This window comes from Planctomycetaceae bacterium (assembly GCA_041398825.1).
Taxonomy (GTDB): domain Bacteria; phylum Planctomycetota; class Planctomycetia; order Planctomycetales; family Planctomycetaceae; genus F1-80-MAGs062.
The window spans coordinates 43719-62355 of the sequence record JAWKTX010000007.1; the positions used below are offsets into that span (position 1 = coordinate 43719).

General features: G+C 54.3%; 15 protein-coding genes. 7 read left to right on the top strand and 8 right to left on the bottom strand.

Translation table 11 applies throughout. From position 1 onward, the window contains the following. Window positions 1–58: 58 nt before the first annotated feature. Both R3C20_13740 and R3C20_13745 read left to right on the top strand, forming a co-directional pair. A complete protein-coding gene (locus R3C20_13740) occupies window positions 59–745 on the top strand; it encodes a TIGR00266 family protein (GenBank protein ID MEZ6041562.1) in 687 nt (228 codons plus the stop codon). Between the two features lie 15 nt (window positions 746–760). After that, window positions 761–1843, top strand: coding sequence for a TIGR00266 family protein (locus R3C20_13745; protein MEZ6041563.1), 1083 nt, complete (start codon window positions 761–763; stop codon window positions 1841–1843). A gap of 179 nt (window positions 1844–2022) precedes the next feature. On the opposite strand, the gene R3C20_13750 is transcribed toward R3C20_13745, so the two are convergent. From R3C20_13750 to R3C20_13770, 5 genes are all read right to left on the bottom strand, one after another. Next, on the bottom strand, window positions 2023–2841 hold the full coding sequence (locus tag R3C20_13750; GenBank protein MEZ6041564.1) for a hypothetical protein: 819 nt from the start codon (window positions 2839–2841) through the stop codon (window positions 2023–2025). 38 nt (window positions 2842–2879) lie between these two features. Further along, complete coding sequence (locus tag R3C20_13755) at window positions 2880–3926, bottom strand: DUF1559 domain-containing protein (GenBank protein MEZ6041565.1); 1047 nt, start codon at window positions 3924–3926, stop codon at window positions 2880–2882. Then, window positions 3923–4663: a hypothetical protein gene (locus R3C20_13760; GenBank protein MEZ6041566.1), complete on the bottom strand. Its 741-nt coding sequence runs from the start codon at window positions 4661–4663 to the stop codon at window positions 3923–3925. The genes R3C20_13755 and R3C20_13760 overlap by 4 nt, the downstream gene beginning before the upstream one ends. Window positions 4664–4881: 218 nt before the next feature. Beyond that, complete coding sequence (locus R3C20_13765; GenBank protein ID MEZ6041567.1) at window positions 4882–7065, bottom strand: glutamine amidotransferase; 2184 nt, start codon at window positions 7063–7065, stop codon at window positions 4882–4884. A 240-nt stretch (window positions 7066–7305) separates the two neighbouring features. Continuing rightward, window positions 7306–8352, bottom strand: a complete 1047-nt coding sequence (locus tag R3C20_13770; GenBank protein ID MEZ6041568.1) for a type II secretion system F family protein — start codon at window positions 8350–8352, stop codon at window positions 7306–7308. Between the two features lie 256 nt (window positions 8353–8608). On the opposite strand from R3C20_13770, the gene R3C20_13775 reads away from it, so the two are divergent. Next, complete coding sequence (locus R3C20_13775) at window positions 8609–10123, top strand: DUF1501 domain-containing protein (GenBank protein MEZ6041569.1); 1515 nt, start codon at window positions 8609–8611, stop codon at window positions 10121–10123. Between the two features lie 223 nt (window positions 10124–10346). On the opposite strand, the gene R3C20_13780 is transcribed toward R3C20_13775, so the two are convergent. The 3 genes from R3C20_13780 to mnmA form a co-directional block, all read right to left on the bottom strand. Continuing rightward, window positions 10347–11408, bottom strand: a complete 1062-nt coding sequence (locus R3C20_13780; protein ID MEZ6041570.1) for a DUF1559 domain-containing protein — start codon at window positions 11406–11408, stop codon at window positions 10347–10349. A gap of 234 nt (window positions 11409–11642) precedes the next feature. Beyond that, a complete protein-coding gene (locus R3C20_13785) occupies window positions 11643–12293 on the bottom strand; it encodes a nitroreductase family protein (GenBank protein MEZ6041571.1) in 651 nt (216 codons plus the stop codon). Window positions 12294–12410: 117 nt separating this feature from the next. Continuing rightward, window positions 12411–13529, bottom strand: coding sequence for a tRNA 2-thiouridine(34) synthase MnmA (gene mnmA, locus R3C20_13790; GenBank protein ID MEZ6041572.1), 1119 nt, complete (start codon window positions 13527–13529; stop codon window positions 12411–12413). A 292-nt stretch (window positions 13530–13821) separates the two neighbouring features. Between mnmA and R3C20_13795 the strand changes: the two genes are divergently transcribed. The 4 genes from R3C20_13795 (at window position 13822) to nuoL (ending at window position 18614) form a co-directional block, all read left to right on the top strand. Then, window positions 13822–15168: a complex I subunit 1 family protein gene (locus R3C20_13795; protein MEZ6041573.1), complete on the top strand. Its 1347-nt coding sequence runs from the start codon at window positions 13822–13824 to the stop codon at window positions 15166–15168. Then, complete coding sequence (locus R3C20_13800; protein MEZ6041574.1) at window positions 15165–15749, top strand: NADH-quinone oxidoreductase subunit J; 585 nt, start codon at window positions 15165–15167, stop codon at window positions 15747–15749. Before R3C20_13795 ends, R3C20_13800 begins: the two co-directional genes overlap by 4 nt. A 26-nt stretch (window positions 15750–15775) precedes the next feature. Further along, the gene (gene nuoK / locus R3C20_13805) at window positions 15776–16084 is read left to right on the top strand and encodes an NADH-quinone oxidoreductase subunit NuoK (protein ID MEZ6041575.1); all 309 of its coding nucleotides are present in this window, start codon (window positions 15776–15778) and stop codon (window positions 16082–16084) included. A gap of 61 nt (window positions 16085–16145) precedes the next feature. After that, window positions 16146–18614 (top strand): NADH-quinone oxidoreductase subunit L, encoded by a 2469-nt coding sequence (gene nuoL, locus R3C20_13810; protein MEZ6041576.1) that lies wholly within the window; start codon window positions 16146–16148, stop codon window positions 18612–18614. Window positions 18615–18637: the final 23 nt, after the last annotated feature.

Sequence of the window (18637 nt, forward strand, 5' to 3'; positions counted from 1 at the left end):
GTACCCAGTCATTCTTCTTACCGAGCAAATGCTCTGACTTGCCTCCCTGAGGAATCTCATGAAGTTCAAGATTCTCTCCCGCCCGGCAGCTTCGGTTGCCCGCCTGCTGATGGATGATGGTGAATCACTCACCTGCGAAGTCGGCGCAATGATCGCCATGTCTCCGGGCTTCGAAGTCGAAACAACCACCCGCAAAAAAGGGGGCCGCGGTGGCGGACTGGGAAAAGCCCTGAAACGCATGCTGGCTGGCGAAAGCATGTTTCTGAATCACTTTACAGCGATTGATGATCGGCAATCACTGATCCTGGGGCCGTCGATGCTGGGAGACGTGGTTCATGTTCCGTTGCAGGGTGGATCACTGATCGTCCAGGGGTCCAGCTGGATGGCTTCAGACTCAGGCATTGAGATCGACGCGACCTGGCAGGGACTTGGTAAAGCCCTGTTCAGCGGTGAAAGCATGTTCTGGCTCAAGTGTACTGGCGAAGGCAGTTTGTTTCTCAGCAGCTTCGGTGCTATCTACGATATGTACATAGATGGTGAATATATCGTCGACACGGGTCATATCGTCGCCTTTGAAGACACACTGCAGTTCAGTGTTGTAAAAGCCGGCAAGAGCTGGATTGGCAGCTTTCTTGGCGGAGAAGGGCTGGTTTGCAGGTTCAGCGGACAAGGACGCCTTTACTGCCAGAGCCACAACCCACCGAGCTTCGGTAAAGCACTCGGTCCAAAACTTAAGCCTCGCTAACAAGTATCTCGTATCATGATCGAATTCTCCTGCCCATCGTGCAGTAAACGATATCGAGTCCCGGACGAAGCTGCTGGCAAAGCCGCCAAATGCAAAGACTGCGGTGCCACAATGCCAATTCCCTCAGGCAATGGGGCATCGCCGGAGTCAACAAGGCCTCGTGTTGCAAAGCCGGTTGCGCGGCCCGACACCCCGCCACCAACCGCCTCGGAGAAGCCCCGAATCGCGCGGCGACAGGAACTACCATCGGAATCGGCACGATCAGCTCCCGAACGGCCAGTCATGCCGCGGCCGCCCGCAACCGGGGCCGACCGAGTACAGACGGGTCGACCCGCACCAAGACCGACCCCGTCGGCCGCCAACGATAATGCAACAGGAGCAGAAATCCTCAGCGGTTCGACCCCGAATTTTGACTACGAGATTTCTCAACGCCCAGACTTTGCACTGGTGACGATCAGCCTTGAACAGGGCCAGAGAGTATACGCCGAAACGTCTGCCATGGCTTCAATGACACCGAGCGTCACACTGAAATCCGGTTTCAAAGGCGGACTCGGCAAGACACTTGGACGAATGCTTGGCGGCGAGAACATGATTATCAACACGTTCACCGCCGACAAGGGGTCTGGGGAAGTTGTCTTTGCCGCAGGGGCCATGGGAGATGCGGCGCATTATGAGCTGACTGGCAACTCGCTCATGCTGCAGCGAGGTGCCTTCATGCTGCATAGTGACGGAGTCGAAGTCACCGGAAAATGGCAGGGGGCAAAAGGCTTTTTCGGCGGCCAGGGACTCGTACTGCTGAAAGCCAGCGGCGAAGGCGATATCTTCTTCAATTCCTATGGTGCTATTTTGTCTGTTAATGTCAAAGACGAATTCATCGTGGATACAGGCTATATCGTTGCATTCGAAGACACTCTCAACTACCACGTTTCAGTTCTTCCGGGGCTTCGTGGTGGAAGCAAACTGAAGACTCTGTTCTTTGGAGGTGAAGGACTCGTGTGCCGTTTCTCGGGACAAGGCCGGGTCTGGATTCAGACTCGGCATGTGCAAAGCTTCCTGTCGTGGGTGCATGTGTTCCGTCCAGTAAAAAGCCGCAACTAACACAACGGGCCTTGCTGGCATTTTCCAGTCACTCGAATCTCCGTCGCTTTCTGAAACCGTGGCGCAATCCGCCTCCCGTGTCAGGAAAGTAATGAAGCCCGGGGAGCAAAAGGGGATTCACAGCACGCTTTTGAATGTCGCTCTCGTCATTCCCGGGAGACTGACGAGAGCAATGATCTTCATCGCTCGCCATTTGCTGTCGTGAGTGCTGCGTTGCGGGGTTCAAAATCCGATTTGTCTGCCAGGACCGCCCTGAAAAAGGATGCCTTCGGGCCCTTCAGTCGATAGTAGCCTGGCCCAATCTCGACGGCAGACCAACCACGCCAGTACAAACCGGCGCAAGCACGCAGTCGCTTCCGAAACAGCCATCCGCACGCCGTAACAACCAGCAAAACGGAAAGACACCCAGCGATGCCCACATTCCCTTCAAGTACTAACCCCGTCGATAAACAAAACAGCATGTAGCCAAAAAGGATCGTGGTCATGTTCACAGCGATGGATCGATTACGGCTTGGGAGATCGACATAGTACCGAATATGAATTCGCTTACTCTCGCGTCGAAAGACAAACTGCAACCAGCACAGCAAGCAAACGACACCAACCACGACCACAGCAGAGGCAGGAACCCATCCCAAAACGAACTTCGGTACGGTCATCGAAAGGTCTCGCGTGCTTCTGTAGAAGGCTCCCAGGAACAGGACGACAAGCCCCGGGATCAACAGAAAACCTGCAAGCAGACAGACACCCGTGGCAATAACAACCCACTCAACAACTTTCCATTCCGGAGGAGGAATCACAATTTCGCGACTCTGGAATGTCAGGTTGGTGGTCTGCCCGGTGATGACGCACACTGGCGGCAGAGAAACGTCTGACCCACACAGCAAACTATCGCCCGAAATTCTGAACGGGACTTCCGCGAGGCCGAGAGCATCATAAAGACTGCCTTGCTGAAGCTCCTGAGTTTCCGGAGCTGCGAAAGGATTCGCAACCGTTTCCACAGATCACCTCACGATTTCACCGCGTAACAGTTTCGACTTCAGAAATCCGCCAGTGGTTCAGCGCCAGCAGGAGTACTTAACGCTTTCAGAATACCTGGTTCCGTGTCGCTCGACAGAAATCGTGTTGAACCGTCTGCAAACAGCACGTTGACACCGCCATGGAAAGGTGAGCTGTATCCCTCGGGACCTTTGTTAACACCCTTCGCCGGATCACGCAGGTTCAAAGGGTCGCCCCAGGGTCGGAGCCCCGCCATGACTTCACCTGCAAGTATGGTATTTGACGTGCCGTCGTTAATGTCCCTGAAGCTCATCGCAGAGCCGGGCATAAGCAGCCGGATATTGCCAGCGTAGTTGGCAGGAGCAAGCATGTCTCGCCGCGGTCGCATTTCGGGGTTTGGAACTTGTGGCGGAAACTCATAGCCCGGGATCCTTGTCTGAAACGGCAATTGATTGCTGATATCGTTCCACGGCAAATTCAGATCGATGGAAGAATACAGGCCTTGCTGTTCGATAAACGGCAGCAACATGGTCAGAGTACTGTGCATGGCTCGGCCCTGTTCATCAAACGACACTCCCGGCGGAAGCAGCCCATGTGTGTCCGAGTAGTTGTGCACAGCAAGACCGATTTGCTTCAGATGATTTCGGGATTGCGTTCTGCCGGACAGATGGAAGCCATCACTTTCGACAAATGGTTCCTCACGAGTCACGATCCAGACAAGCTGATGCACAGCGCCCAGCACACTGATGCCAGCCGTAAACGCCAGGAGAAGACCTGCCACCAGTGAGCCTGTCCAGCGGAAACGCCATGGCCCATCATTCATCCCGCGTTGCCGCGAGCGATATCTCATCCACCGCACACCCAATCTTTGCACCCCAACAAGCAGTGCCACCAGTGAAATGGCTGCCAGTCCAGCCGAAGCCCAGTTCCACTCAATATTCGGAAGCGTTCTGTAAACAAAGTCAATCCAGCCGAAGACGATCCGCAGAGGGATTTCTCCGATGAAGGGCAGTCCTGCGAATGCACAACAAGCGGCGATGACAAGCCAGATCACGAAACTGACACCTATCCACTTCATGCTTTTCATGGTGTGTTCCTGAGTTGCCGGACCATTCCGGCTGCATCCAGTGCCAGCTGCACCTGCCCGTCAAAGATCAAAGGCTCTATCACGAGAAATGGGGCGTCCACAGAAAGGTCTTCAGACGCTGATGATTGCGGTTTCGGGATCTCCGTCCGGTACAAGTAGGGAGCCGGAAAGTCGCCCGGCATTGTTCGAATCACTTCGGGAAGTTCGAGAAACTGCACCTGATCAGGCCAGTCGCCATGCCTTCGTGCCCAATCCAGCAGTACTACGTGCAGCTGTTGAAGGCGGCTCATTCTTTCTGCCTGAAAAGCGATCTGTCTCTGAACTTCATCAGCTATCTGCTGGCCCTGAGTCTTCTGATCGGCGGCATCAGATTCCTCAGCAAGCTGATAGGTCAGTCCTTTTTTCACCCACGCTCCGGGTGTCATCAGCTCTCGAGCACCGGATATCATCGTCAGGACCACAACAAACATGATCCCCCACAACAGCACACCTCTGACTGATGTGCAGAATGAGATTTCCGGCAGCTGCGGAAAATCTGAGCGTAATCCATTCCAGAGAGATCGGATACCGGCCGCGCTCAACAGTATCAACAGCAGAAAGAACGAAACGGTCGAGAGGCGCATCCGACCGACATCGGTCAGCGTCACCATTGGCATTCCAGCGATTACCGTTCCCTGGCACATCAGCCATGCTGCGATCATCGCTCGGGCGATGGATCGTGAAGGGTATGGATTCATTTCAGCACTTCCAGCTGTGGTTTGGTCATCAGGATGTCGGCACCACTCAGAATCAGCAGAACTCGGTTTCTGACGATACTGACGGAAATCCACACAGTCATGAATCACCCGTCGATACGCTGAAGTCAACTGAAGGCGAACACAGTTCCTTGCTCGCGCGGCCGGAGATCCAGTTCTGAGATCATCCTTCGCTTCAAGGCACGGACTTCAGATCTACCTCAGACGAGCCCGCGTTTCTTCCGCAACGCCCACTCGATCGTCAGCAGACTAATGATCAGGAGCAGCATCAGCCAGTTATCCCACAGCGTGATGCGTTCAGTTCGCTCGAGATCCATACCCGGCAAACCGTCCATCGCCCACTTTTCGAAGCGGGAAATCATTTCATCAGGTGTCAGGTATTCTCCACCACTGACGTGCGCGATTTCGCGCATCAGATCCGGATCCGCTGCGGGATAGTCCAGTTCCGGATCTCTTGAGTTGACATTGAATCGGGTCACGGCTGTTGGACCGACGGCAGTACCGTTTGCCATGGCGGCAACTTTGACCCAGTAGTCTCCTGCTTCCAGCGTCTCCGAGAATTCACCATTGCCGCCTTCCGGCACCTTGCGAGGGACGACGGAAATATTCTTTCCGGACGGCGTGGTCACTTCGACCGTGTAGATGGCATCAGCAAGCGGCTGACCCTCAGAATCCCGGGCACCAAACGTTAATTCAGCGGGTTGCCCTGGTGAAAGGTCGCGAGGGTCAGCGTTGACCCAGACGAGCGAATCGCTGTCCGCATCCTTCCTGGTTAACCAGAAAATGACCTGCCGCCAGAATCGCTGGTGTTCTTCAGCAAACCCCTGCATTGCCCATTGCCACGTGCTATCGCCAGCGAATGCAAGAACCCGACTGTTACCGATACTCTGACCGATCAAAAGTGGCGTACCTTCTGCTGACGCCGCCAGTATCTGAGCGGCGGACTGATCACGACGCTTCAGAAGGTTGGCACCATCCAGTGGCGGTAGTTGTTCCCAGCGTTCACGATTGCGATCGAGCAACGCTATCTGCATCACATAGTGTGCAAGCCCGTCACGAGTTGGCAGCATCTTCAGAAGGTCCGTCAACTGCTGGTCGTTCTGACGCAATTCAACAGGAAGAAGTGGAGCGATCGCAGTGTCGGCGTAGCCGCCTGCCCCGAAGTTCTCAAAGCCACCCGTCATCATCAACCCGGCGCCCTGCAGACAACACTGCTGCATATTCATCAACTGCCCCGGTTCAAAGGCGGAAGCTGGAACGTTGCCGATAATGAAAGCGTCGTATTCACCCGGCACAAAGTAAGAGTCGGGAATCCTGTTCTTGCCAGCCAGCGGTCCCTGCAGAATACGAATGAAATCGATCTGCACTCGGTTACTCACATTGATCGCTCGAAGAAACCGGGATTCCCAGCGAAGGATGTCAAAATAAGCGACTCGGATTCCGCCCTGCTGCACACGAATAATCGTTTCCACTCGGTTGTTCGTTTGCCGCAGTTCACCTGGCAGAACATCGGCTTCCACCGCCAGTTTCAGATCTCCTGCAATTTCAGGAACGATATTCAGCGAGATCGTCACTTCGTCATCCGGATTCGTCGGCGTATGCACAACAATCGGCTGAGTCTGCGCCGTTGGATTGACGGGCTTCATTGGCCCCGTCTGACCAAGCTGAAGACGTGGATCCGAGCGATCCTCCAGCAAGACTCGCACACGCACCGGTTGCCCCAGCACTCCGGCACACTTCAGGCGAACACGTATGGGAACGACATTGCCTTTGAAGACATCCCGGGACAAGTCCAGTTCATCGAGAGCGACGTCCTGACCGGATTCAGAAGACTCGCTACTGCCGTAGACAACGGTGTAGACCGGACGTTGTTGTCGTCCCAGTGTTCGCGCGGGCTGTAACGGATCGACGTCTTTACTACCCAGCGCGGCCTGACGACCGTCGCTCAGCATGACCACGCCGCTGACCCGGTCCCGACCAGCTTCGTCGATCAACGAATCCAGTGCATAACCGATCGCTGTGGACTTGCCATCCGACTCCGGTGTTTGTTCTTCCGTCGCGTGTAAAATCTCATCGAAATCACGGATGCGTATCTCCGCTTTGTCTTTGAGCTGATCGATGAATTCTTTTGCTGCCTGAAGCGTTTTCAGAGCTGCTTCACGGCGGGCCACATTTCCCGGAGCATCGGTGGTCTGAAAACTGCGGCTTCTGTCGACAAGGACATAAAGAACGGAGTCCGTTTTGTCCTGCCGCTTCAATACGACCGCAGGGCGAAGTATCAGGATAGTCAACAAGACAACAACTGCGATGCGGAAAGCCATCAGCCATCGTCGACTCTTCGAGGGAAGATGTTTCGTACGTCTGGGATAAATCAGCGCAGTCATCAACAGCATCACCAGACAGGCGAAAACTGCAATCGGCCATGACCAAACTGGTTCCAGTTGTAGCGACATCCGTCTCCGGCAGGGTCGTCACCCCTGATTCAAAGTCCTGACTTATCTTCTCAAGAAAAATGGTGCCGACCCTGCGCAGGGACACCCATTCCGTGCCGAGTTTATCTGCCGCAGGCACTCTCCGCCATGCAGGTAAGGCAACCGCCATCCCGGCATCTGAAGTGAGCCTTTTCAGAGCCCTCCGTCGATCTGGTAGTTGGGCATAATGAATGTCAGGAAGATTCGGAAGATAAAGAAGATGATGAACCCCGCGATGAACAGCCAGACGAGCGTACTGACGATGGAGGCCAGCCTCTGAAGTGCGCGAACCGCCTCCGATTCGAATACGTGGCTCATTCGGTCCAGTTCCTCGGGAACCGTCCCGGACTGCTCGGCGGTTTCCAGAAACTGGATGTAGTCTTCAGGAAACAAACCGGACGATGCGACAGCATCAGCAAATGTCTCTCCCTGTTGAAGAGCATCCCAGATCACAGGCTCTGCCATCACATAGGCGCCGTTTGCAGTGGCTTTCAGACTGCAATTCAGTGACGGCCGAATGGACATGCCAGCCTGCTGCGTCAGGGCGAAGCACCACGAGAATCTCGCGATGGCAAAGGATTTCATACAGGAACCGATTTGAGGCAACCCAAGCAGAAACGGATGCAGAAATGTTTGCCCGGCCAGATTACGGTTGGCAAAGATCCAGCCCGCAATCAGTGCGAACCCCAGCCCGAAACTCCCGACAAGCCAGATCATCGCACCAGTTGCGCCATGCAGCCCCAGTCCGACAATGTCAACAGGTTCTCCATTGGCCTGTGGCGGAAGAAATCCCACGATAAAAATCAGTAACCCAATCACACCCACTGCGATGACCAATTGGAAGACCGGCCAGGAGATTGCAGAGCGAAAGTCGCGGACCTGCTTGAGCCGCGATTCGTAATAACGGGACAGAGAGGCAAACACTTCCGGCATCGCTCCGGTCTGCTCGCCCACATTGACAAGATCACGAAACAACGGTGGAAATCTTTCCTCGTTCTCATTCAACGCATCAGCAAGCGTTGCTCCACTGGTAATGCGCCGGTTGACATTTTCTATGAGTCCCGGCAATCGTGAGTCCGGCGAATTCCGAGAGGCGGTCTTCAATGCTTTCCGGATTTCGACTCCTGCCTCCAGCATCTGAGCCATCGACCGACTGAACATCGACAATGCTCGCCATGAAATATGAGGATTACGAAGCATGCAACGCTCTTTGAAAAGAAAACCAATGTGTCAATTGAGTGTGTGAATTGAGTCAGTGTGTGAATTGAAACGTCTTCATTGAAAGGTGCCCGGTGATTGCCGTTTGCGCGAGTTTACCACAAGACAGTAACATCCCAAATTCATCCGCCCATGGCATGATTTCACTTCTGTAGAGCGGTTTTGGGGGCTGGAAACTCATATCACAACTACTTTCGATTCCATTTGTTCTGTAGAATGGTGGCTGAACGTACAGACGATGAGCCAAAAGGGTCCGGGAAACCTGACCACCAGCCCCAGCCAGGCAAGCATCATGAACAGTCGCACAAACAGTCAATGCTCCAGCGAATTGAGCGAACTCATGAGGCCAGCGTATTCACGTCGCCGACTTCTGCAGACGGCGGCGATTGGATTCGGAGGCATCGCACTTGCTGGACTTCAGTCCAAGATTGCCGCAGGCGACACACCGGCACCCCGCCTGAACCATCCGCCTCGAGCAAAACGCGTGATCTTTTGCTTCATGTCGGGAGGGGTCTCCCATGTGGACAGTTTCGATCCCAAGCCGCGGCTGACAAAAGACCACGGCAAACCAATGCCCGTTGAAATTGAACGAACTCAGTTCAACAACAACGGTTCGATCATGGGAAGTCCCTTTGAATTCACAAGGCACGGGCAAAGCGGGCTCGAAATCAGCAGCATGTTCCCACACCTGGGCAATGTAGCGGATGAACTGGCGGTTATTCGATCGATGACAACACCAGTGAATGAACATGCTCAGGGCAATTTCCTGATGCACAGCGGCTTTCCATTCATGGGTCATCCCAGCGCCGGTGCGTGGACGTGTTATGGACTTGGCATCGAAAACGAAAACCTGCCGGGCTACGTTGTCCTGCAGAGTGGCGGTGCAGTGCCTCCACACGGCGGCGTCAGTTTGTTCAGCAATGGATTTCTGCCTGCCATTCATCAGGGTTCCATTCTTCAGGCAGACAAGCCGGAAGCCATCGCCAACATCTCTCCTCAGGAGACGCGTTTGCTGCAAAGGCGCCGCCTGAATTTTATACGGCAACATGACCAGCAGTTCCTGACACGCGCTGACGATGACGCTCAGGTCGAAGCCGCGATTCGCAATTACGAAACAGCCTATCGGATGCAGTCCGCAGTTCCGGAACTGTGTGACATTTCCGGAGAAACACCACATACACTTCGTGCATACGGAATTGATTCGAACGATCGGGAAATGGCGGCCTATGGTCGACAATGCCTTCTGGCCCGACGGCTGGCTGAGAAGGGCGTACGATTCATTGAACTGAGCTGCCTGACGCGATCCATCGGTGCGGGTGGCGCTGCGAACCCCTGGGATCAGCATGGTGACCTTGAGCGAGGACATCGTGCCATGGCAGGACAGATTGATCAACCCATCACGGCCATGATCAGAGATCTGCGCGAACGTGGATTGCTTGACGAAACACTCATCATCTGGGCTGGAGAATTCGGACGGACACCGTTCTCGCAGGGCAGCAATGGCCGTGACCATAATCCCTTTGGATTCAGCGTCTGGATGGCTGGAGGTGGCGTGAAGGGTGGTTCGGTCTATGGAGCAACCGACGAGTTTGGATATCACGTCGTCGAAAACAAATGCACGATTTACGACATGTGGGCAACTGTCCTGCATCAGCTTGGAATCAACCACGAACGCCTGACCTATCGGTATGGAGGCCGCGACTTTCGACTCACCGACGTCTACGGCAATGTCCTGAGTGAAGTCCTTGCGTAGGCGCGACCGTCCGCTGAAATCGTTGGCTGAAAAGCATACTCGATGCTTTCGTCTGAAGTCTGCGATGTCAATCATGTCGGAACATTGCTGCTCACGTACACGTCCGGACCCTTTGCGTAGTTTCCTTTCACCCGGCTGAGTTTGCGCAAAAAAAACACCTTGCGGCATCAAACCGCAAGGTGTCGGAAACGTCGCATGGGTCAGACGCGAATGTTCAAATCGATCAGAACTCGCCGACTACCAGGCCGTCCTTTGGATCGCAAAGACGACGCATAACTCCGGTGTCGATGTTTTCGGACAGGAAGTGAGCCGAGCCGTCACCCAGAACGCACTGAACACCGCCCGTGTGAAAACTGAATGGTTCGTCGTTCGGACCGCAGTTGTTGGTGCTCCACGGACAGTCAGCTGGACCACCCTTCGGATTGCTGCTGTTGTTGATAATTCGAACGCCGGAAACAGCACCGTTCGGCGGACCAGAAACACCGTTTCCAGTGTCTCCGTCTGCCCAGCGGTTTGGACAACGGCGGGTGCCGTCACCACAGCCGTCGGTGTATGAGTTGCCGGCAAGGTCGATTGGATACTTTCCGACAATATTCGATGGTCGCCCAGCATCTTCGATAACGGCAATCGTGTTGCTCAAACCGTCGGTGCAATCGCGGAACTTACCAACACCTCGAGCTCCACCGGACAGAAATCCGTCGGCGAAGTATGCCTGGTCAGCAAGCGGACCTTTGACGGAAACCGATGTTTTTGGCTGGCCTGGGTCGATGATGTTCGCATAAGCGATTGGCATGTAGTCAGTCTGACCGTAGCCGCCACCACCCTGCTCATCAAAATTACCGTTGCTGGGGCAAAGGTATGCAGCAATGCTGCTCTTTGCCAAAGCCCGGTTGTTTGCGCCCACAGTGGCACTGCCAGGAGCGCCGAGGTAGCTGTAGTTGAAATCCCACGCGTTGTAGATGTTGGCCTGTTCAATAAATGGCAAAGCCGCGGTAAAGAACGACACAGGGAAGAAGATTCGAACTTCACTGGAGGTACCACCATTGCGAGTGTGCTCGCCGGATGTTGGAGTTGTCCCGTAAGTACCTTCATAGTTATGAATCGCAAGACCGATCTGCTTCAGATTGTTCTTGCACTGTGTGCGGCGGGCAGCTTCTCGTGCCTGCTGAACCGCTGGAAGAAGCAGTGCGATAAGAATGGCAATGATTGCAATAACTACCAGGAGCTCAATCAGCGTAAAACCCTGACTGCGGCGCTTCAGAGCACCTGACGACGAACTTCTCATTTCAACCCTCCAAAATATTCCGGCCGAAAGGCCACCATGCATCCCCTGATGCACGTGAACGGAAACGTGACCTCGATCAACTGACCGGCTTTGAGCAGGGGGACTATCGGGCTGTGATATGAAGTTCGTGCGAATGGCTCATGAAGATTCTGTTAAGAACCGGATTTGCGAATTGGGAGAAGCACTCTGCAGTACATTGCCGCGCGGTGCGCTGCGACACTCCGAAGAACTCTTTCAGCAGTAGAACACCGAGTCGCCGAATGGTCGCTTCGCGATATCAGGGACCTCACAGCCAGCGGCAGGACGTCCGGCCGCGAGGAGCAGATAAGGGCGTTCGAAATCCGGCCGCTCAAGAATATGGTTCAGGAATTTCATCGGTGATGGCGTATGCGTCAGCGCCGCCAGTCCGCAGTTGTGCAGAGCAGCAATCAGGAAGCCACACGCGATTCCGACGGATTCACTCACGTAATAGTGCTTCGACCTGGTACCTTCTGACGGAGTCCAAGACCTTGCAAAGACGGCAATCAAAATCGGGGCCGTTTCGAGAAATGGCTTCGAAGCATCTGTCCCGAGCGGTCGAAGAGCATTCAGCCACTCTTCCGGCGCCCGATGTTCGTAAAACCGTCGCTCCTCTTCTTCCGCGGCTTCGCGAATTTGTTTGCGAATCTGCACATCTTTAACAACGACGAATGTCCACGGTTGCTGATTGGCTCCACTGGGAGCAGAGAGTGCCACCTGAAGGCAATTGTTCACAACGCAGTCGGGAATCTGCTGATCGGAGAAATGCCGTACTGTGCGACGGCGCTGCATCAGGGTGAGAAATTCCTCGGCACCCCGGATGGACTCGTTGTCCGTTGTCGGCAGAAATTCGGTGTATTGCCTCATCCGATCACTTCTCCCGGGGTCCCCGATGAGTCGCAACAATTGAAAAGAGGGATCGGTGACATTGGCAACCTCCCGAGTACCAAGTTTCGGAACGCGCAGAATCCTTTGCTTTTGGCCTCACGCAATCCAACCGCCGCCAAGCACTTGACTGCCCTGATAAAAGACAGCCGCCTGCCCTGGCGCGACAGCGCTGAACGTCTCATCCGATGTCAAAACAGCCCGCTGACCCGGCTGCGGAGTCACGCGACATGGAATCGAAGTGGATCGGTATCGAAGCTTCGTCTCACACTCGAATGCACTCAGAGGTTCGTCGACCAGCCAGTTTGTCTGATCCACACAAACGGACTCTGTGATCAGGTCATCCGGCACTCCCAGAACGACCTGTTTCTTCTGAGGATCGATCCGAACCACAAATCTGGGTTCGCCAAACGCAAGCCCCAGCCCTTTGCGTTGCCCAACCGTGAACTGTTCGTATCCGGAGTGCTCCCCAAGAACGTTCCCCTGGGTATCCACAAATGTCCCTGCGGTCTCTGTCTGGCCATGCCAACGCTGGATGAATCCGGCGTAATCATTGTCTGGTACGAAACAAATTTCGTAACTATCCTTCTTGGTGGCCACCTTCAACCCGGACTCCGCGGCCAGTTCCCGGATGGCGGGCTTCTGGTACGTACCGAGCGGAAACAGGATCTGCGGAAGCAATGTTCGTTCGATCCCGAACAGAACGTACGACTGATCCTTGTTCAGGTCGACACCACGATGCAGCTGCCAATGTCCGGTGTGTGCATCCTGAATCACGCGAGCGTAGTGGCCGGTCGCGATGTATTCAGCACCGACTTGTTTGGCAAAATCCCATAGTTTCCCGAACTTCAGCCAGTTATTGCACTGAACGCATGGGTTTGGTGTTCGCCCGGCAAGGTACTCCTCAACAAAGTAGTCTTTGATGCGACGAAACGAATCCTGAAAGTTCAGCGAATGGAAGGGAATCCCCAGTCTGTCCGCTACGCGTCGAGCATCACCTGCATCCTCAGCGCTGCAACATCCCTGCCGATGAGAGGACTGATTGATCACAGGAAGCAGGCCGTCCGATGAGAGAGCGCAGGACGATTCACTTTCACCGGATCGCATGAACAATCCGATGACCTGGTATCCCTGTTCCTTAAGGAGCACGGCAGCGGCAGAACTATCGACTCCACCACTCATCGCCAGAACAACACGCTTCGCCATAATGCCAGTCAGTTCATTTCTCGGGCCTGAGAAATCAGTTTGCTTTCAATGAGCAATTGTAGCTAACTGAAACCGGTGTTGCGAAAGCCAGGACCGGTTGGTTGCAGTCCAACTTTGCATTTGTCATATTCCGAGGCCCCTTAATCGCCCAGCGCTGAGGGATTATTGCTCTGGTGGATTTAGCCTGGTGACTTTAGCACTGCGCGCTGTGTGGCACTTGTGCTGCCCAGCTCCACATTTTGACTTTCGGCAACGAGTTGCTCTTGAGTCAGAGTGGTGACCAACTGCCTTTTGGTGTGACAGTATGCTTTTTGCGACACAATCATTAGCAGAATTCTTCAACGGCATTGATAAGCTGAACGGATACGGCTATCTGCTGGCGGCCATCGTGCACGCAATTCTGCTGGTTCATGTTTTCGCCATCTCGCCGTTCGCCTTCATCTGGCTTGAGCGAAAAGTTTCCGGGCGTATTCAGGACCGTCTCGGCCCGACTCGCGTTGGTGGCCGTTTCGGGTGGCTGCAGTCCCTGGCTGACGGAATCAAACTGGTCCAGAAGGAAGATCTCTGTCCTCCTGCTGCGGACTCTATGCTGTTTCGATCCGCCCCTTACATCGTCTGTATTTCATCGTTCGCAGCATTCATGGTGCTGCCATTCAGTCATGGTTGGGTTGCGGTCGCCGCAGACTCAGGCTTATTTATCCTTTTGGCGATCCTGTCGCTGGAAGTGTTCGGCATTATCATGGCTGGATATGCCAGCGGTTCGAAATGGTCGCTTTTCGGGGGCATGCGGGAGGCGGCTCAGATGGTGAGCTACGAGATTCCGCTCGCAATCTGTGCTCTGATACCCGTCGTTTCCGCAGGCACATTGAATCTGGGAGAAATCGGCTCCATGCAGAGGGGCTGGTTCACCAACTGGTTCATCATGCACGACCCGTTCACATTCATCGCTTTCTTCGTCTATTTCGTCGTCGCCACCGCGAGTTGTAAACGCGCACCATTCGACCTGGCAGAAGCCGAAAGCGAATTGGTGGGTGGTTTTCACACGGAATACAGCGGGATGCGGTGGTCGTTCTTCTTTATGGGCGAATACGCCAGCATGTTTGCTGTCTGTGCAGTCGCCTCGATTCTGTTTCTGGGTGGCTGGAACACGGGCATTGATCCAATTGACAGTGCACTGTATGCGGCTCGCTCGCAGGCTGCTTCCGGTGAGGGATCGGCACTGGCGGGCTATCTGGCGAATGTGATCGGTGCACTTGTCTTTGCTGTGAAGGGTTCCGCGGGCGTCTTCGTTCAGATCTGGCTGCGATGGACCTTGCCTCGTCTCCGAATCGACCAGGTGATGACAACCTGTCTTAAGTATCTCGTGCCGATCAGTTGTTTTCTGTTTCTTGCTGTGACGATCTGGCCGTTAGCGCTGGCTCAGACCGGCCAGACGACGCTCGGACCTGCACTGGGAGAACGTGTCAGCGCGGCTTTGCGAGAGCAGGCGGGAAGAACGGCATCATTGCCGGTAGAACAGACGTCGGAGCACCCCGATGAAGTCGATCATGGAGATGCTGAGCATCACGAAGGCGAGGAGCATGTCTCGGCAAGAGCTTCCGACAGCTCAATTGCAACCGCTGGGCTGGAACTGCCAGGAGGACAGCAATGAGTGGTGAATCCGTATTATTTACGATCTTTGCTTTGGCAACCTGCCTCAGTGCAGTAGCGGTCGTAGTGAGTCAGACGGTCGTTCGAATGGCATTCTGGCTGATCATTTGCCTTGGCAGCACCGCCGCTTTGTTCTTCCTCGCGGATGCAGACTTTGTGGGTGCGGCGCAGTTACTGGTTTATGTCGGGGGGACACTGGTCCTTCTGGTGTTTGGCATCATGTTAACTGCGAGCGGTCCTTACCAGAAAATTGAAACCTCATCCGGTGAAATGGTCGTGGCGGGTCTTCTCGGCCTGCTCTTCCTTTTCATGGTCGTTGCAAGCACCGGCAAGGTGGACTGGATGGCTGGAGAATCGCCAGCGGTCGTAGAGCAGGGGCCGGTCGTCGGCAACACGCTCAGACCTCTGGGGTTGAGTTTGCTGGGACTGAGGCCGGATAAGGATCTTGGTGCTCCTGAAGATTCTGTCAAAAGCCCTGCGTATTTGCTTCCGTTCGAGATTGCGTCAGTGCATCTCCTGGTTGTCCTGATTGGTGCCGCCTACCTTGCGCGTGCCAAGCGTTCGAAAACTTCTTCCAACTGATCAGCAATTCTCTCGGGTCCAGCCTGATGTCTGCAAATATAAATTCCTATCTGCTGGTCGGTGCGGTCCTCTTCGTGTGCGGCGTCATCTGCATGGCCACGAAGAGAAACGGTATTGGTGTTCTGATGGGTGTTGAGCTGGTCCTGAACGGTGCCAACCTTAACTTCATCGCCTTTTCCAAATTCAGTCGTCTGGGTCTGGATGGGCAGGTCTTCTCCCTGTTTGTGATTGTGCTGGCCGCGGCTGAGGCAGCAGTCGCTCTTGCGATTGCATTGAACTTCTACAATAACCATCTGACTATTGATGTGGATCGTGCCAACAAACTGAAAGGTTGATGGCGGACCCGGTTGGTGGTTGATTTCTGAAAAATACCATTCTGTTGTGTTGGGATTCCCAATGGTTGGCGAAACGCTGAGAAACCTTTTGATGATCGCGTGGCTGCTTCCGCTTGTCGGATTTGCAGTTGAGATCTTCGGTGGCTTCTGGGGTACCCGACAAAGCAAGCTGGCAGCATGGATTGCTGTCGGGTGTATCGCAGCTGGCTTTTTGTCAAGTGCTTCTGCCCTGGTAATCTGGGGCAACACCAACGGCTGGACCGTGCTGGAGAGCCGCGACCATGGCGAGGAAGGTCACGCCGACGGCGATCATGGTGGTGTTAACCATAGTGATGGTAACCATGGTGATCACGGAGCGAACGCTGCCACTGATACTTATCAACTCGCCAGCATTGATGAGCACGCAGCCAGTGACCACTCAGCCGATGATCACGCAGACGGCCAGCATTCCGATGGGCATGAACATTCCGGCAATAAGCAGACCGTCTATTCGGGCACCATTTACACGCTGGCCACTTTCGGCTCGCTTCAGCTCTCCATCGACTACTACATCGACAGTCTGACCCTGGTCATGTTTACCATGGTTACTCTGATCGCAACCTGTATTCACCTGTTTGCGATGGGGTATATGAGCGATGAGCTGACCGAAGAGTATGTCGACCATCATGCCCATCTTGCGAATGGGCACCACGTCCATCGACCAGGTCGATTCTATCGTTTCTTTGCCTTTCTGTCCCTGTTCTGTTTTTCCATGCTGGGCCTGGTCCTCGCCGGCAATATCTTTCAGGTATTCGTCTTCTGGGAGCTCGTCGGGATCTGCAGCTTCCTTCTGATTGGCTTCTACACAGAACGAAAATCCGCGAGCAACGCAGCCAACAAAGCGTTCATCATGAACCGGGTTGGCGACTTCGGCTTCCTCATTGGATTGATGGTCATCTGGACGTATTTCGGAGTGTTCCGATTCGGTTCAACCACAGATGCCGAAGGAAATATTGTCCAGGCGGGTCTGTTCGAGATGATTCAACGGGATGACGCGGGAGTCCTTGCAACTGAGCCAATTACAGGCGGCGTGTTGATCCATGATCAAACCGGTCACCCGGTTGTGGGAGAATCAGGAATCCCGAAGACCATTCCTTATGCACTCCTGATCGTCGCCGGACTTGGTGTCTTTGCCGGATGCGTTGGCAAGAGTGCCCAGTTCCCGCTGCAGACCTGGCTGCCCGATGCGATGGAGGGTCCGACCCCGGTCAGTGCGTTGGTTCACTCGGCCACCATGGTCGCCGCAGGTGTTTATCTTGTGGGACGATTCTACCCGATGTTCGTGCAGGAAGTCTTACTGACCATCGCGTATGTCGGCTGTATCACTCTATTCATGGCCGCGACGATTGCGATTGTTGCCACTGATATCAAGAAAGTCCTGGCGTACTCAACCATCAGCCAGCTCGGTTACATGATGCTTGGTCTGGGTGTCTTTGGCTGGGGTGCAGGACTTTTCCATCTGGTGACCCATGCATTCTTCAAATCATTGATGTTCCTCTGTTCCGGCAGCGTGATTCACGGTTGTCATCATGAACAGGAGATGCCCAAAATGGGTGGTCTCTGGCGCAAGATGCCAATCACCGCATTTACAATGCTGGTCGGTGTGATTGCGATTTCGGGACTCGCTATACCCGGCACGGGAATTGCATTTTCCGGTTTTCATTCCAAGGACGCAGTGGTTGCAAGTGCGCTTGCCTTTGTGAAGGCGAATCCATCCCACTATCTGCTGTTCATCATGCCTCTCCTGACAGCTGGGATCACCGCCTTCTACATGTTTCGGTTGTGGTTCTACACCTTCATTGGGAAGCCACGCGACTCGCACGTCTATGATCATTGCCACGAATCACCTGCAATCATGACGGCTCCGCTTCTGGTGCTTTCAGTCTTTGCGGCATTCTGTGCCTTCGGCGGTGAACACGGGCCACTCTACCTGCTGATCACTGGTGATGAACCTGGTCACGTTGCGGACGGAATTGCAGCGACCACGGGCAGCTTGACTCTGCCAGGTCACGGTGCCATTCATGCTGTGCACAGCGAAGCCGGAACTATGGCATTACTGGCCGCAGTCACGGGTACTTTGCTGGCTTACATCCTGTACGGAACAAATCTGGTTAGCCCGGAACGAATCAAGCAGCAACTTGCTGGTGTGCATTCCTTCCTCGTCAACAAATGGCACTTCGATGAATTGTATGACGGTCTGTTTATGCAGCCCGCTCATATCGTTGGGAAGTTCTGTGCGTGGATTGACAGAACGATCTTTGACGGCATTCTGCACGGTGCTGCTAAAGTCACCGTAGTTGTGGCACAATGGGACCGCAAGTTCGATGAGAAATTCGTGGATGGATTCGTCAATTTGCTGGCGTCTTCTACACAGACGTTCGCGTTATCACTGAGAAACTTTCAGACGGGCCGACTTCGCCAGTACGTCATGTTCATCGTGGTTGGTGTTGTCGCGTTGTTTGCCGTCCTGTTTACGACTTTTCCTCGATAAAGACCGATTGGGCCTGGCCCGTT

Bases quoted from the DNA above. Each gene is read 5' to 3' on its own strand.
- R3C20_13740 (MEZ6041562.1), top strand. From the start codon at position 59: ATGAAGTTCAAGATTCTCTCCCGCCCGGCAGCTTCGGTTGCCCGCCTG.
- R3C20_13745 (MEZ6041563.1), top strand. From the start codon at position 761: ATGATCGAATTCTCCTGCCCATCGTGCAGTAAACGATATCGAGTCCCG.
- R3C20_13755 (MEZ6041565.1), bottom strand. From the start codon at position 3,926: ATGAAAAGCATGAAGTGGATAGGTGTCAGTTTCGTGATCTGGCTTGTC.
- R3C20_13760 (MEZ6041566.1), bottom strand. From the start codon at position 4,663: ATGAATCCATACCCTTCACGATCCATCGCCCGAGCGATGATCGCAGCA.
- R3C20_13765 (MEZ6041567.1), bottom strand. From the start codon at position 7,065: ATGACTGCGCTGATTTATCCCAGACGTACGAAACATCTTCCCTCGAAG.
- R3C20_13770 (MEZ6041568.1), bottom strand. From the start codon at position 8,352: ATGCTTCGTAATCCTCATATTTCATGGCGAGCATTGTCGATGTTCAGT.
- R3C20_13775 (MEZ6041569.1), top strand. From the start codon at position 8,609: ATGAGCCAAAAGGGTCCGGGAAACCTGACCACCAGCCCCAGCCAGGCA.
- R3C20_13780 (MEZ6041570.1), bottom strand. From the start codon at position 11,408: ATGAGAAGTTCGTCGTCAGGTGCTCTGAAGCGCCGCAGTCAGGGTTTT.
- R3C20_13785 (MEZ6041571.1), bottom strand. From the start codon at position 12,293: ATGAGGCAATACACCGAATTTCTGCCGACAACGGACAACGAGTCCATC.
- R3C20_13795 (MEZ6041573.1), top strand. From the start codon at position 13,822: ATGCTTTTTGCGACACAATCATTAGCAGAATTCTTCAACGGCATTGAT.
- R3C20_13800 (MEZ6041574.1), top strand. From the start codon at position 15,165: ATGAGTGGTGAATCCGTATTATTTACGATCTTTGCTTTGGCAACCTGC.
- nuoK (MEZ6041575.1), top strand. From the start codon at position 15,776: ATGTCTGCAAATATAAATTCCTATCTGCTGGTCGGTGCGGTCCTCTTC.
- nuoL (MEZ6041576.1), top strand. From the start codon at position 16,146: ATGGTTGGCGAAACGCTGAGAAACCTTTTGATGATCGCGTGGCTGCTT.